The 13,496-nt window shown below is 47.9% G+C and carries 13 protein-coding genes; 12 read left to right on the top strand and 1 reads right to left on the bottom strand.

Features of this window, described 5'->3' with window-relative positions; genetic code table 11:
* The first annotated feature begins 10 nt into the window (after positions 1-10).
* From V1L65_RS02730 to V1L65_RS02700, 7 genes are all read left to right on the top strand, one after another.
* On the top strand, positions 11-607 hold the full coding sequence (locus V1L65_RS02730; RefSeq protein WP_316141395.1) for an AlbA family DNA-binding domain-containing protein: 597 nt from the start codon (positions 11-13) through the stop codon (positions 605-607).
* A gap of 3 nt (positions 608-610) precedes the next feature.
* Positions 611-1,315, top strand: a complete 705-nt coding sequence (locus tag V1L65_RS02725; RefSeq protein ID WP_316141397.1) for a hypothetical protein — start codon at positions 611-613, stop codon at positions 1,313-1,315.
* Between the two features lie 274 nt (positions 1,316-1,589).
* Complete coding sequence (locus V1L65_RS02720) at positions 1,590-3,089, top strand: DarT ssDNA thymidine ADP-ribosyltransferase family protein (protein WP_316141399.1); 1,500 nt, start codon at positions 1,590-1,592, stop codon at positions 3,087-3,089.
* A complete protein-coding gene (locus tag V1L65_RS02715; RefSeq protein ID WP_316141400.1) occupies positions 3,079-3,807 on the top strand; it encodes a macro domain-containing protein in 729 nt (242 codons plus the stop codon). Before V1L65_RS02720 ends, V1L65_RS02715 begins: the two co-directional genes overlap by 11 nt.
* Before the next feature lie 269 nt (positions 3,808-4,076).
* A complete protein-coding gene (locus V1L65_RS02710; protein WP_331697522.1) occupies positions 4,077-4,469 on the top strand; it encodes a hypothetical protein in 393 nt (130 codons plus the stop codon).
* 62 nt (positions 4,470-4,531) lie between these two features.
* A complete protein-coding gene (locus V1L65_RS02705) occupies positions 4,532-5,032 on the top strand; it encodes a JAB domain-containing protein (RefSeq protein WP_331697521.1) in 501 nt (166 codons plus the stop codon).
* 21 nt (positions 5,033-5,053) lie between these two features.
* Complete coding sequence (locus V1L65_RS02700) at positions 5,054-5,362, top strand: DUF960 family protein (protein WP_331697520.1); 309 nt, start codon at positions 5,054-5,056, stop codon at positions 5,360-5,362.
* A gap of 251 nt (positions 5,363-5,613) precedes the next feature.
* Here V1L65_RS02700 and V1L65_RS02695 read toward each other — a convergent pair whose 3' ends face one another.
* Entirely contained in the window at positions 5,614-6,042 is a 429-nt protein-coding gene (locus V1L65_RS02695) for a hypothetical protein (RefSeq protein ID WP_331697519.1), read from the bottom strand.
* Between the two features lie 137 nt (positions 6,043-6,179).
* Between V1L65_RS02695 and V1L65_RS02690 the strand changes: the two genes are divergently transcribed.
* The 5 genes from V1L65_RS02690 to V1L65_RS02670 all read left to right on the top strand — a co-directional run bounded on the left by V1L65_RS02690 (position 6,180) and on the right by V1L65_RS02670 (position 13,427).
* On the top strand, positions 6,180-7,085 hold the full coding sequence (locus V1L65_RS02690; protein ID WP_331697518.1) for a hypothetical protein: 906 nt from the start codon (positions 6,180-6,182) through the stop codon (positions 7,083-7,085).
* 470 nt (positions 7,086-7,555) lie between these two features.
* On the top strand, positions 7,556-9,214 hold the full coding sequence (locus tag V1L65_RS02685) for a DNA polymerase (RefSeq protein ID WP_331697517.1): 1,659 nt from the start codon (positions 7,556-7,558) through the stop codon (positions 9,212-9,214).
* A gap of 108 nt (positions 9,215-9,322) precedes the next feature.
* A complete protein-coding gene (locus V1L65_RS02680; RefSeq protein ID WP_331697516.1) occupies positions 9,323-9,733 on the top strand; it encodes a hypothetical protein in 411 nt (136 codons plus the stop codon).
* Between the two features lie 178 nt (positions 9,734-9,911).
* Positions 9,912-11,531 (top strand): DNA primase family protein, encoded by a 1,620-nt coding sequence (locus V1L65_RS02675; protein WP_331697515.1) that lies wholly within the window; start codon positions 9,912-9,914, stop codon positions 11,529-11,531.
* A 348-nt stretch (positions 11,532-11,879) separates the two neighbouring features.
* Positions 11,880-13,427, top strand: a complete 1,548-nt coding sequence (locus V1L65_RS02670) for a recombinase family protein (protein ID WP_331697514.1) — start codon at positions 11,880-11,882, stop codon at positions 13,425-13,427.
* Positions 13,428-13,496: the final 69 nt, after the last annotated feature.

The raw sequence follows: 13,496 nt of genomic DNA, 5'->3' as shown, positions 1-13,496 counted from the left end.
AGGAATTTCATTGTTTGAGGATTTGATGGACAGTGTATTTAGAAGGGAACTGCGGGAATCACGCAATATAGAGTTTAAAAGATCGTATAGCTGGTCAAATGCAGAGCATAGGCATAAAATTGTTAAAACTGCTTTAGCATTTACGAACGTGCGTGATGGCGGTTTCTTGATTCTTGGGGTAGAGGATGGGAGTGGAAAACCTATTGGGATGCTGGATGACGACTATGAGCGTTTGAATAGTGACCACATAATGGCCGAAATAAATAACTTTGCTGATCCATTTGTGGAGATACAACTAGAAAAGGTCGAGCGCGAAGGGATGAAGTTTGCAATAATTAAGTTTTTTGAGTTTACCGAAATACCTGTTGTATGCAAACGACAAGGAGAAGCCAATTTGCGACAGGGGCACATATACACGAGAGGTACTAGGATGCCTGAGAGTATAGCTGTACCAGGACAAACTGAAATGAGGGAGATTATTGAACTTGCTGTCGATAAAGCTATTCGCATTTTTGAAACAAGACGATTACGGCAAAATCCCCAGTTGCAAGTGACACAGCAAATCAATGATTCCCGCAAATTTGAAGAAGAACTGGGGGGGATATAATTAATGACAAAGCAACAAGATATCATTGAAAAAATAAAGACAAAAGGTTACACCAGAGTTATTCTCCGTCCAAGTACTCATGAGAATGAGAAAATCAAATCATTAACTGAATGTCGATCAATAATTGAGCAGTGCAAAGTCAGTATGCGTGGCTGGGATTTCCCCCATATTGACCGGGATTTACACGGAAACGATCAAAGTTTTGTTTTTTCCGGAACTGATTGGAGCAGGTATAAAGAATTATGGAGATTTTATCAGAGCGGGCAGTTCGTTTATTTGGGAGGACTGTACGAGGACTGGGAAAATGAAACGGTTGGTTTATTCGGACCGCAGGATCATTCCCTAGGGTTCAAAGGTTATGCGATCGACGGTAATCTATACCGCTTTACGGAAATCCTTGAATTTGCTGCTCGATTAGTTCCCAAAGGTGTCTTTGATGGCCTTGTCAATGTTGAGATTACCCTATTTGATACTGCGGATCGAAGATTGTTTTTTTATGAACGAGGTCGACATTTAGTACAAGAAGCTAAGTCGATGATGTCTGAAATTAAATTTGAAAAAGCTTATACCGAAGATGAAGTATTGACTCGGGGGCATGAGATAGCAGTTGAAATTGCCCAGTTTTTCTTTGAAAGATTTAATTGGCAAAATCTTAGAATCGAAGTGCTAAGGGAGCTACAACATAAATTTATCTCGGGTAGATACTAAGATGTGGTGTAAATGCATTGTCATAAAGACATATCCTTGAAGAACCTCAACTTAACGCACAATGGTTGGATGTGGATTTGTCCAGCCGCACCTCACCGCACTGAACTCCCTTCTAAGCAACTCAGGGCACCCTTTATTTAGGGTGCTCTTGAATTTCGCTTTTTGATGATACGGTGAACGTACCCCAAATGACGCAAAATTTTTAGAAAGGAAATGGAAGGGAAGTGTCGAAAACACTTTAAGTGATCACATTTTTTCTAGGGAGATGCTATCCGTGAAACTCTCATCATTAATACTTAAACTAAAGGGTTTCTTTGGCTTCCTACGAAAAGTGGATGAGCAGGCAAAGGAATTTCCTCCGTTAAGAGAGAATGAGATACGGAAAAGGGATCTGGTAATTGAGACAGAGATGGATAGTCAAGTTGCCGAGGAAGCAGGTATTGAACGTCACCATTCTCACAAAAGTTTGGGTATTGTAAAGGCTGACAATATAGTACGCTCAAGTAATGACAATGAATCATTAACAGTTTACTTGCCTGTAACAGATGAACTTAGCAGTGAAGAATTACTTATCGATAACCATCAGAAAGAGAATGTTGAACCGACTGTAATCGATCAACAACCACAATTAATAGTAGAAACATTTGAATCTGAAGAAAGTAACCCTAAAGCAACAGAAAAGGAAACTCTAGATTTCGCTATATTAATTGAGCCCAATGAGGTCAATTTAATTGATAAAGATGGTAACACTATTCTAATGAGAAGCGCAATCGCTGGTGATTTGCGAAAGGCTAAGCGGGCTCTAGAATTAGGTGCTAACCCGAACCAGCAAAACAAGAGTGGTGCTACGGCAATAATACTGGCTACACGGGCAGGCCACATAAATATAGTGGACCTGCTTGTACATTCAGGTGCAGACATTCATTTAAAGACTAATCTAGGTCTGAACGCCATGGATATAGCCATTAAGAAAGACAACATGGAGATAGTGCGTGTCCTAAGAAAGGCCACCCACATTAATCCGATCAAAGAAACTAATAGACCTAAAGTAATTAAGGAAGATCAGCGTAAGGGTATAGTTGTAGTAGACAGACCCCCCAAAAATCCAATTACCCTCCACAAACAGAATAAAGCTGATCAACTTACGCAGTTTATTAAGGGGAAAATCCCGGAACAGACCAAATTAAAGTTTGATGGCTTCTACCACATGACTCACATGAATAACGCCGCCTCAATAATAAAAGAAGGTAGACTCTATTGCCGAGCAAAAAATCACATGAATGTAGATATGGCCCAAACATTGGAGACAACAAGTAGTGTGTTAAATAATACAGGTTTTACAGTGAAAAATTATTCGAGGCTGTACTTTAGACCCCTGACTCCTACATATTATTATTTTCAAAAATCAGGGGCAATGGTGCTTCTAAGATTTAGCGAACAACTTATAGGCTCTGAAGGTGCTATGTTTTCAGTGGGTAATGCCGGAAAATACACACCACGAATACTGCCTGTATCTATAGGGAATATAAAACAGCTCGATTTTGACTTGTTGTTCATGTCTTCAGAGGTAGCCACAACAGATTATGAAAAGGACCTCAGGCATACGGAACTGCTAATACCTAATTATGTTTCAATACGATACCTTGAAGAAGTTTACTTCATGACTAAATTGGATCTTTCTATTTTCTCTGAGACATATGGATTGGCAAGCGATATAAAGTACAGTGTCAATTTAGATAAATTTTTTCAGGAGGCGAGAAAGATTGTCTTATAATTATTATCCTGGCAGTGTGTTTGAATGTGCTGAAGAAAACAAAATTGATACGATAGTAAATACAGTTAACTGCAAGGGCTTCATGGGGGCAGGCTTGGCGCTTGAATTCAAACTTCGCTTCCCAGAGATGTACGTTGATTACGAAGAGAAATGCTCTAAAAGGGAAATCAAAGTCGGTTCAGTCGACCTCTACTACAGTCAAAGCACAAACACCAAAATATTGAATTTTCCAACCAAGGACGATTGGAAACAACCCTCAAGAATACAGTGGATTGAGAGAGGTCTCAGTGATTTTCGAGACTCCTATAAAAGCTTTGATATTAAATCAATTGCCTTCCCAAAACTAGGAACAAGTAATGGGGGGCTGGAGTGGAACCAAGTTAAATCTATAATGGAAAGGTATCTTTCGGGAATAGATGAATTGGAGATTTTTGTTTGTACTGATGAAAAGGTTCCAAGTGGAACAGAGGGTAGAATGCTTGAAATAGTCAACTCCCTGAGTGAAGATACGCTTAAGAGAATCGGGCTGAGAGCAAACGCTATTGATTCCTTGAAAAAAAATGTCCCTGTAAAAAGGTTTTTTATGATTAGCAAGGTAGATGGGATAGGAGTAAAGTCTTATGAATCTATACATAGGTACTGCTATCAAATAGCAAAAGATAATAATCCCGCAAGAAACAGTAGTGCACATTCAGAGCAAATTACATTTGATCTTTAAACACCCTCTCGAAAGTTTAAACCATACCCGGTGGCATGAATTATTAGTTACTGGTAAGGGGTGAGGCATTGAACGATACGGGCAGGTTGTTTAAAACTCGGACTCGTGTTCAATCGTATAATTTAATCAATTATGTTTAGCCACCCACAAGGTGGCTTTTCTTTTTGTGCCTGGGGACATTGAAGAATGCCCAAACGTAACGAGAAAATAATAAAATTTATATTATTTTCCTGATTAGTTAAACTTCATAATATCAAGGGGGTCGAGCTATGATTCTACTTAGAAGGTATTCGGACATTTTAAGCCTAAGGCGAAATTTTGAAGTCTGCACGGGTCTGACAGAGCATCTCGAAAACGAATGGGCAGAACTCTTCGATGAAACAGAAGAGGAAGGCGATGACCACGATACGTTTTTCTCTCAGCAACACACCCACGTTGCGATACTGGAGAAAGGTGACACAGACCTAAGGCCTGTAGGACTGCTAGGCAACCTTTGTGAACAGTGGTTGGAGTTTGTGGAGATGTTACGACCTGAAGGGGCGCGGGCATTCTACAGGATCGGCATACTCGCTGACAACGAATACTTTGTCCTGCTGTACGCAGCCCAAAACACGCTTGACCCCGAAACTGAATCATGGCTTGCCTATCAAGCCCAATCCTAGATCCCCTATTCCGCTTACGGAGTAGGGGATTTTCAATTCAAACATAAGGAGCGACTATACGAATGACCAATCCAGTCCAGCAAATCGAGATGTTCCCTGTTACCCAGATGACCAAAAAATCCTCCGCCAAACGCGTCAGTATTGTCAGCCTTAAGATGGTTCGCGAGTCCACCATCCTGTACCCCGAGAGGTCCATCCGTTCTCCGCAGGACGCAGCGCGGCTCCTTCGTCCTCTGCTTCAAAATGAGGATCGCGAGCATTTCCTCGTTGTCTGCCTCGACACTAAGAATAATGTTAACTCCATCACAACCTGTCATATCGGATCGCTTAACGCCAGCATCGTCCATCCTCGCGAATGCTTTAAAACCGCTATCCTCAGTAACGCTGCCTCCATTATCTGCGCACACAATCATCCGAGCGGCAACGCAGCTCCATCGCAGGAAGATATACAAATTACTTCTCGTCTCAAGGAAGCCGGTGAGCTACTCGGCATCGACCTGTTGGATCATCTGATCATCGCCGGTGATAATTTCTGCTCACTCAAAGAGGGCGGACACATCTAAATAGAAGGGAGTAAAGATGGCTTGTTCAACAACACACGCTACATGACACGGGGCATTCAGGAAGAGGTACACTTGGGACTCCAGATCATCATCTGGCAATTGATCGACGACTGCAAGGCGAAGGGGCTGAAGCTCGACTATCTTCAGGTGTTCGAACTCAGCACCGAAGTAGTCGGCGGACAACTCGTTCAGGTCATCCAACACCGGCAGGAGGAGCCCCTCTACCGGAGAACGCATCGATTTGCTCCCATTGAAGTGCCACAGGAAACTACGATATGGGCAATCGATGACGGTGACCATTCCACCATGCTCTTACCGAGCGAATATTAGAGAGGGGAAGCTGAAATGAAGTCGTGGATCGTCATCCTGCTTTACGTCCTACAGCTGATTTTGGAGGGCCTAACGAAAGAAGCGGCAGTCCAGAAGGCCGCAAGCCATTTCGGAGTATTAGCTAAAGACATTCGACGCAAACTGTGATCAACAAATCACAATTGACTTCGATTGGGGGAACAGGCACGCCCTGTTCTTTTTTTCTAGGGGGTTAGGGGGCAAGGTGGTTAGAAAATTTTTTTTTTATTTCATCAGCCCAGCCCGTCCCGGTGCCGCTCGATCAGACTGTCCAAAAGCGCCGATATGTTATCGATGCCGCCGCTTTCCTTCAAGCACTTCAGGTATTCGAGATTCTCCGGCTTCAGCATCGCGGTGAACTTCACGTGCGTCTGCTTGTAGGCCTCGGACGGGTCTTTTTTTGGCCGTCCCCTTTTCTCTATCTGCACTCCCGCCGTTTTGAGCCTCCCTAGCAGGATTGACTTTCTTTTCTCTTCAACCCGTAACCTATTCTGTAGATGGACTTGTTCGACGCGGGTCATTTCTTTGGCAACCTGCTTTCTTAACTTAACAAGCTCAGCTTGGCATAAGTTAAGCTCAGCTTTCCATCGTTGAATGTCCTTTTGCTTTCTCTCCTCAAGTTGTGCAGAGAAGGTGGAAAAGGACCGGATTCTGTGCTCCATTTCAATTCTCCCCTTAATTATTGCGAATGTAATGAATTGTTTTCGGGTCGACCAAATTTTTTGTAAAAAGAGGCCTTATTTAATAATCTAAGCTATGGTGTTACCATTTAGGAGACAACAGGCAACAGGAGGTTACCATGACAACAGAAACTAGCACCGTATCCCTACGAAAAATTGCTCTGGAATTGCTTGATGAGGAAATGAAACAGGACAAAGAATTCGAACGGCTTCAGGTCCTTTACGAGGAAAATAAGGCCAGCAAGAAGGAAAAAGAGCAATACGATGAGCTTTTCAAGAAATATACCGAAGCAAACTATTATCGAAACATTCAGCGATATACTGAGCAGATCATCCAGTTTAACCGGGACTTTGTAAAGGAAGATGGGCGGGACGAATACTTTATTGACGGTGACCAAGAATGGCTACTGAAAGTATTTCTGCGTGAGTACATGAGGCCGTTCAGCAAGAAATCCCGGAGTAAGCGTCTGACTCAGCTTACATTTGAAGAATTCGATAATTTTGTTCAAAGCATCGAGAGGGCGATTCAGGAGGCATTCCCGGACAATGAGGAGGAGCGGCAATACCAGCTACATCTGCTGAACCTGTACACGAACTACAAGACCCGCCGCGCTGTGTTCGCGACCAAGCAGGAAATCGAGAGGTTGGTTTCAGAAGGAATGGCCTCCACCAAGGGGATCCAGAACTTCCACGCTAGGCTTCAGTTCTTAGAAGAGTATCGGAAGGATATGAAGCGGCTTACAGAACACTTCAAAAATGAGGTCCACTTACACGTCGAGGCTGAGGAAGCTCTCCTAAATGACATGACCGATGAAGATATCCTCCTCACAAAAGGCCTGTACACGAAGGAAGAGGAGGATGCCCTTAAGGAAGCATTCGATCAGGATGTACACCAATCGCGGTTCGGGTACAGTGAAATGGATATCCGCGACATTCTGCGGATGCCTATCACGGAAGACGAGAAAACTAGACTGCAAGAGAAGCTGGAACAATGGCAAAAAATCATCCGAGCAGAATATGAATGAACCTACGGACAGGAGGAGACCCCTCCTGTTTTTCTATCTGTAGCCTCTTCTTTACCCCACGCCACCTAGCCACCTCACCCCCAGCAGTGCACAACGCCTATTCCTATGACAAAAAACAAAATGGTTTCTGTCCTAAAAGCCAGGCCTTCCAATCTATAAGATGAAGATATTCCAGCAGGGCAGACATCGACGCAGCAAACGAAGCTACGACAAAAAACGAATTGCTTTCTGTCCTAAAAACGCGGTGTCCCAACCTGTAGGATGTAATTATCCCAAGCGGGGCATGGCAAATGGAATAAACGTTTGCTAGCGTCCTGCTGCGAAATCACAGTTTTAGTGGGGGAGGGGTTTTTCTGAAAGCTCTAAATACGCTCCGCCAGCTTGGTTGCCTCCTTGCGGTTAAAGAGCGTCATATTCACTACAAGTTCCCGAGTAGTGTGGAGTTCAATCACAAGATTGTGGCGGAATGTTTGAATGAGGTACGCCGCCACAAGGGGCTGGCACTTGATCTGCTGACCCGTCCACTTGCGGAATTTCATCAGATTCTAGCAGTCGATCTGGAGACCAGCGGGGACGCCATTCGCCTCATCTCTTGGGCGGACGGCAAGAACAGCGGTGTTTCGGAGAATGCCAGCGTTCTGGCAGGTAAGTTAAGGGACCCTTCCATTCTAAAGGTGTTCCACAACGCTCTCTTTGACGTACCGTTACTGATTAAAAGTGGTTTCGATGTCAGCAACTACACCGACACCATGGTGTTAGCTCAGGTCCTGCACAATCGAGTCGCTCAAGAGAACAGCCTAGCCGAATTGGCGTGGAGGTACCTCGGGGTTACGCTTAACAAGGCCCTGCAAGCGGAGGACAATTGGGAAGGCGTCCTGACAGAAGGCCATTACGAGTACAGTAGGCAGGATGCAGAAGTGACCTACCGTCTCTACCATGTCCTGACCGATCGGATTGAGGACCGCTACCTGGAAGGAGTGGCTCGTCGCGAGATCGCCGCGTTACCGGCAGCGGTTCACCTCCAGATGGCCGGTATCCCCTTCGATTACGAAGGATGGAAGGCTGAGCTTCATCGTCTGGAAGCGGAACAACTGGCACTTCAAGGGACGATCGGGCTGGAACTGGGCCGTGAGGATATCAATCTTCGCTCCCCTCAGCAACTCAAAGAGGCCCTGCTCCAACTCAGCATCCCCGTCCAAGGCACTGCCGATGAGGAGCTCGCCAAGCACGAAGGTACACATCCGGTCATCACCAAGCTCCGCCGCTACAAGAAGATCCAGAAGACACTGAGCGCCTACAGCGAAAAGCTCCGCCAGCGGATCGAGCAGGACGGGCGAATCCGAGGAAAATGGCGGCTCATCGGAGCGAATACATCTCGGATGGCCTGCAACCAGCCAAATCTCCAGGGTCTTCCGAGCATCGCCAAGCCCTACGTAAAGGCCCCGGCGGGGCGGACGCTAGTTATCGCCGACTACTCGCAGATCGAGCTCAGGGTCATCGCCCAACTCGCCAATGAGGAGCGAATGATCGAAAGCTTCCGTTCTGGGGAAGACCTTCATTACAAGACCGCCTCCCTCATTCTGGGCAAACCGGTCGAGGAGGTGACGCCCGAAGAACGAAAGATCGCGAAGACGACCAACTTCGGCCTTCTCTACGGAATGCAGGCATACGGACTCATGAAGCGCATCCAGACCCAATGCGGGATCGACATCTCGCTTGAGACGGCTACGACGTTCCGTGACGGGTATTTCTCCAGCTACCCTGCCATCCATCGGTTTCAGGACCACGTCCTGCAAGCCGACAGGCTCGAGACGTTGGGAGGGCGTTACTGGTGTCCGGGTCATGCAGACCTCAAGAAAGGCGCTATTCAGCGGCTGAACTACCCTGTCCAGGCTACCGCGGCTGAAGGCTTCAAGGAGGCACTGGCCCTACTGATCGAGAGGCTCCCAGGCGGGTGGCTGCTGGTAGCCGCGGTGCATGACGAGCTCGTGCTCGAAGTGCCGGAGGAACAGGCCGATGATGCCGCAGCATTTTTGGCTGACGTCATGACGGAGGGCATGTCCAGTCTGATTGACAAGGTCCCCATCCAAGTTGATGTGCGGCTCAGTCCCTACTGGAACAAAGGCTAAAAACTATTTCCATCCTCGGCAACTCCCTTGCCACCCCACCCCTTGCTAGGGGGCAGGTGGCGAGGTCAATCATACAAAACCTAAAAAATACTAAGGAGCGTGCTCAGCATGACAACATCCAATATTCTCGAATTCGGCCCCCGCAAGCCAAAACTTGACCCTATTATCTACCGCGCCAAGATCGCCAATCATGAAGTTCTGACGAACTGCAATACCCCCTATGGGGTAAGGAACAAAGTTCTCGTCACCTTCGAAGTTGAGAAGCCGACCGGGACGGGTATCAAGGTTGTGATAATTCGCCAGTCCTACTTAGTTTCAAACCATCCCGGCTCCATGTTCGACAAGCTGGTCTTCGGCGTGACGGGGTGTCCGGTCGGCAAGCGGTTCGACCTGAACTCCCTGCTCGGGGCCGAAGTTATGATCCAAATTAAGCACCACGTCACCTCAGATGGTGACACGTTCGACAACGTCGATTCCGTATGGCGCGAATCGCAGGACCTGACACAAGGCGCAATCTAAAACCCCATACTTGAGAGGAGAAATGACCATGTCTACACAAACCCCATCCGTATCGCCTGCTACGCTGTCTCAAATGTCTCCCAGTACGTTCTGCACGTCGGACTTCCTTCGACCGTACAACCCTTCCTACCCGGCTCTCCTTCATAAGGTAGAGGCCTTCCAATGGATCAAGACGCAAATGGCCACCTCAGATTCGCCGATCTTTCAGACGGCGTTGTCTAACCTTCATCCATTGGGGGAAGACGGCCGGAGATTTCTGCACCTCTGGCTCCGAGATCAGCCCTCCTACTCGGCAGCTAGCGTGGACGAGAAGTTCCGGGCTGCCTGCTCGGAAAAGCCAGATCCCGCAACCTACGGGGATCTGGCGGCCCTCGGGTTCGTTTCAGATTACAACCTGGAGTCTACTCCGTTGGAAGATGTACGGGCATACGCGGTTAAGAAGCAGATGTACACCTATGGACTCTCTCGCGATGAGAAGGGGAAGCTCATCCTGAACGCTAACCTCTTCGTGCGGGGTTGCCTCAAGCGCATCAAACTATGCCTTGTGGGAGGGACGGACTTCTACGCGTACCATCAAGGCGGATTCTGGGTACAGCTAGAAGAGCTTCAGGTATCCCAGCTTCTTCGGGATATTCTGCACGAAGCAGCTCCCTACTCCTGGAAGACAAGCTACAACAAGGAGTATCTGGCGGCTCTTCGCCTCTCTATTCCGCAGGTTAAAGGCATGAACCAGAACCGAGCGTTCTTAAACTTGAAAAACGGCATGCTTAACACCCAGACCATGGAATTGGAGGCGCACCAGCCCTCGTACTTCTCGACCATTCGTATCCCGATTGAGTATCGGTTAGGAGCGACCTGCCCGAGGTTCCTTCAGTTCCTTCACGAGATTATGGACGGAGATCAAGAGCGTATTCTCCTTATTCAGGAGATGATGGGTTACTTCCTTACCGCAGAGACAATCGTTCAGAAAGCGTTCTTCTTCTACGGAAGCGGCGCAAACGGGAAGAGCCTGCTTGCCAAGATCATTACCCTGCTCTGCGGAGAAGAGAATGTGGCGAACGTTCCGCTCAGTGAACTGAGCAATCGTTTTGGTCTTCAGAACCTGCCCGACAAGACGCTGAACATTGCCACAGAGAACGAGTTCTCAGAGAAGGCTTTCAACACCTCCATGTTCAAAGCCATTACGGGAGATGACACCGTTCATATCGAGCAGAAATTCAAGAAGGCCTTCAGCTACAAGCTACTCTGCAAGCTGCTGGTGTTGCTTAACACGATGCCTCAAACGAAGGACCTTTCTCACGGCTATTTCCGGCGCATTCTCCTCATCCCCTTCAACAAGCGCTTCGAAGGGGCTGCAGAAGATAAAAATCTGCTGAATAAGCTGCTCGTTGAACTGGAGGGTATCCTGATCTTTGCTCTTGAAGGCTTGCAGCGACTCCGGACCAACAACTACGTGTTCACGGAGTCCGCAGCGGTGCAGGAGAGTGTTGAGGACTATCGCCGCGACCAGAATCCACTCATTGAGTTTGCGGAAGAGAAGATACGGCTGGTGCCTGAGGGACGCATCAAGCGTCCTGATCTTCCGAATGTCTTCCGTGACTGGTGTATCGCCAACGGACACGAAGACTGGGCCCGCAAAGATACGCAAATCTTCTGGTCCCTCTTCCGAATGACGATGGCTGAGAGAGGCTGGGAATACACGACAAAGAAGGTGCAGGGGACCGTTTACCTCGCCGGCCTAGCACTCAACCAGCTTCCACAAAGCCCGAATGCCGAGAATATGCTCCGCTTCGCCTAGTGTTGAAAGTGGCAAGCCCCCTCGCCCCCTATGCCACCAGCCTTTACTTTGGTGGCTAGGTGGCGCGGTAGCAGGCCGGTTGTAGCTTGCCACAATGCGTAAGTCCCAACGGTTGGAATATATATTATATCTTTGTAAATGTCTTACCATTCATTTCAGTCATCAGGGAGGTAACTTATGGCACATCCTACATCTACCAACACGTCTTACCAACTGGTAATTGACATTTTGGCCGACCTCGTGAAGGAGGCAATGGCTTCATATGACTCATTCGGTGACAAGCCAGAATCGGCCTCAGAGACAAAGAAGGAGTAACGACTAAAAGGAAGGGTGGTCTACACCATTAACATGACTAATGTAGCTCTTTATATACGAGTATCCACATATGAACAGGCTGAATATGGTTACAGTTTGGCAGCACAACTGGAGGCCCTGCAGGAGTATTGCAGGGCTAATCAGTGGACTGTCTTCGAGGCCTACGTGGACGAAGGCATTTCCGGGAAGCGGGCGGACAACCGTCCTTCTCTCCAGCGGCTCCTAGCAGATGCGGAGCAAGGTCGGTTCCAGTTAACCATGGTGTGGAAGATCAACAGGCTCTCTCGCTCCGCTTTGGATCTACTGGAGCTGGTCGAGCGCCTCAAGCAGCATAATGTTGCCTTGCGTAGCTTGACGGAGCCCTTCGAGACCCAAACCCCGATGGGGCAGTTCACCCTCCAGATGATGTCTGCTGTTGGAGAACTTGAGCGTAAGACGATCTCCGAGAATATGCGTCTTGGGAGGCAGCGGAGAAACCGGCTGGGGAAATACTGCGGTTCCCGAATTTTGGGCTACGATGTGGAGATGACGGGCTACCATTCAGCTCGCCACCAAACCACCGCCCTAACGATCAATCTGCAAGAGGCAGCTCTCGTGCAGCACATGTTCACCCTGTACGCCGAGGGAATGGGATATAAAGCCCTGATGAACCGTCTGAATCGCTCGGGGTATACGACGAAGGGAGGAAAGGCTTTTAGCCTGAATACCATTCGATCCATTCTCAAGAATGTTGTCTACGCGGGATACATTCGGTTTTACGACCCAGAGAAGCAAGCAGAAGAAGTGGTCCAAGGAGAGCATGAGCCCATTATTCCCCTGCCTTTGTGGGAGGAAGTGCAGCGGCGGCTTCGGGATAATTCGGGTCGACCGAAAAAACGGGTCTCCCATGAGTTTATTTTAGCCTCTCTTTTGCGCTGTCCAAGCTGTGGGGCAGGTATGGTGGGAGGCTACACAACGGCGAAGCGAAAAAATGGGACCAGTAAGCGGTATATTCACTATGTCTGCTCCCATTACCACAACAAGGGCCAAGCGGCCTGCAAGCCGAATCATGTGCAGGCAGCAGCGGTTGAGGGCGAGGTATTAAGCCGCCTAAAGCAACTCATTACTCACCCGAGGCTCCTCCGAGACATTGTGAACCGCGTGAACGATCAAACCAGGCAGCGGCTAAATGAGCTAGGTAATCAATTGCAGCGGAGTGACCGTCAGATCAAGGAAGAAGTCGGTCAACGGAAACGCCTATTCGATCTTTTCGAACAAGATCTCATTAGCCAGCAGGAGCTGGCCAAGCAACTCGGGAGCATCAAGGAATCACTGGCGGCCTTTGAACATGAAAAGGCCCGACTGGAGCACGAGCTAGAGATGGAACATAGCAGGGAGGTATCCTTGCCTCACATCCAGAAAGCTCTGGAGCAGTTCAATCTCCTTTGGCAGCCGTCCTCACCCGAACAGAAGCGGCAATTGCTTCGGAGCATGATCGAGAGAGTCACGATCGGGGAAGACAAATCCATTCAGGTTCACTTGAAAGAGGTGCTTCTCGAGATTTCCTTGCAGCTGGCTGATTCGGCGCAACAAGCTAGTTAATGCTCAAGCTTCACGAAAAATTTCCAACGCTAAGAAATGAACCGCACGATGATCAACCATTCGAAAAGG

It is taken from the genome of Paenibacillus sp. IITD108 (genome assembly GCF_036541265.1).
Lineage (GTDB): Bacteria > Bacillota > Bacilli > Paenibacillales > Paenibacillaceae > Pristimantibacillus.
Note: the sequence above shows the minus strand (reverse complement) of the source record. Positions and strands in the feature narration are given on the sequence as shown.

Excerpts from the sequence above, each read along its gene's own strand:
- V1L65_RS02725 (WP_316141397.1), top strand. The coding sequence starts at position 611 with ATGACAAAGCAACAAGATATCATTGAAAAAATAAAGACAAAAGGTTAC.
- V1L65_RS02710 (WP_331697522.1), top strand. The coding sequence starts at position 4,077 with ATGATTCTACTTAGAAGGTATTCGGACATTTTAAGCCTAAGGCGAAAT.
- V1L65_RS02705 (WP_331697521.1), top strand. The coding sequence starts at position 4,532 with ATGACCAATCCAGTCCAGCAAATCGAGATGTTCCCTGTTACCCAGATG.
- V1L65_RS02695 (WP_331697519.1), bottom strand. The coding sequence starts at position 6,042 with ATGGAGCACAGAATCCGGTCCTTTTCCACCTTCTCTGCACAACTTGAG.
- V1L65_RS02690 (WP_331697518.1), top strand. The coding sequence starts at position 6,180 with ATGACAACAGAAACTAGCACCGTATCCCTACGAAAAATTGCTCTGGAA.
- V1L65_RS02680 (WP_331697516.1), top strand. The coding sequence starts at position 9,323 with ATGACAACATCCAATATTCTCGAATTCGGCCCCCGCAAGCCAAAACTT.
- V1L65_RS02675 (WP_331697515.1), top strand. The coding sequence starts at position 9,912 with ATGGCCACCTCAGATTCGCCGATCTTTCAGACGGCGTTGTCTAACCTT.
- V1L65_RS02670 (WP_331697514.1), top strand. The coding sequence starts at position 11,880 with ATGACTAATGTAGCTCTTTATATACGAGTATCCACATATGAACAGGCT.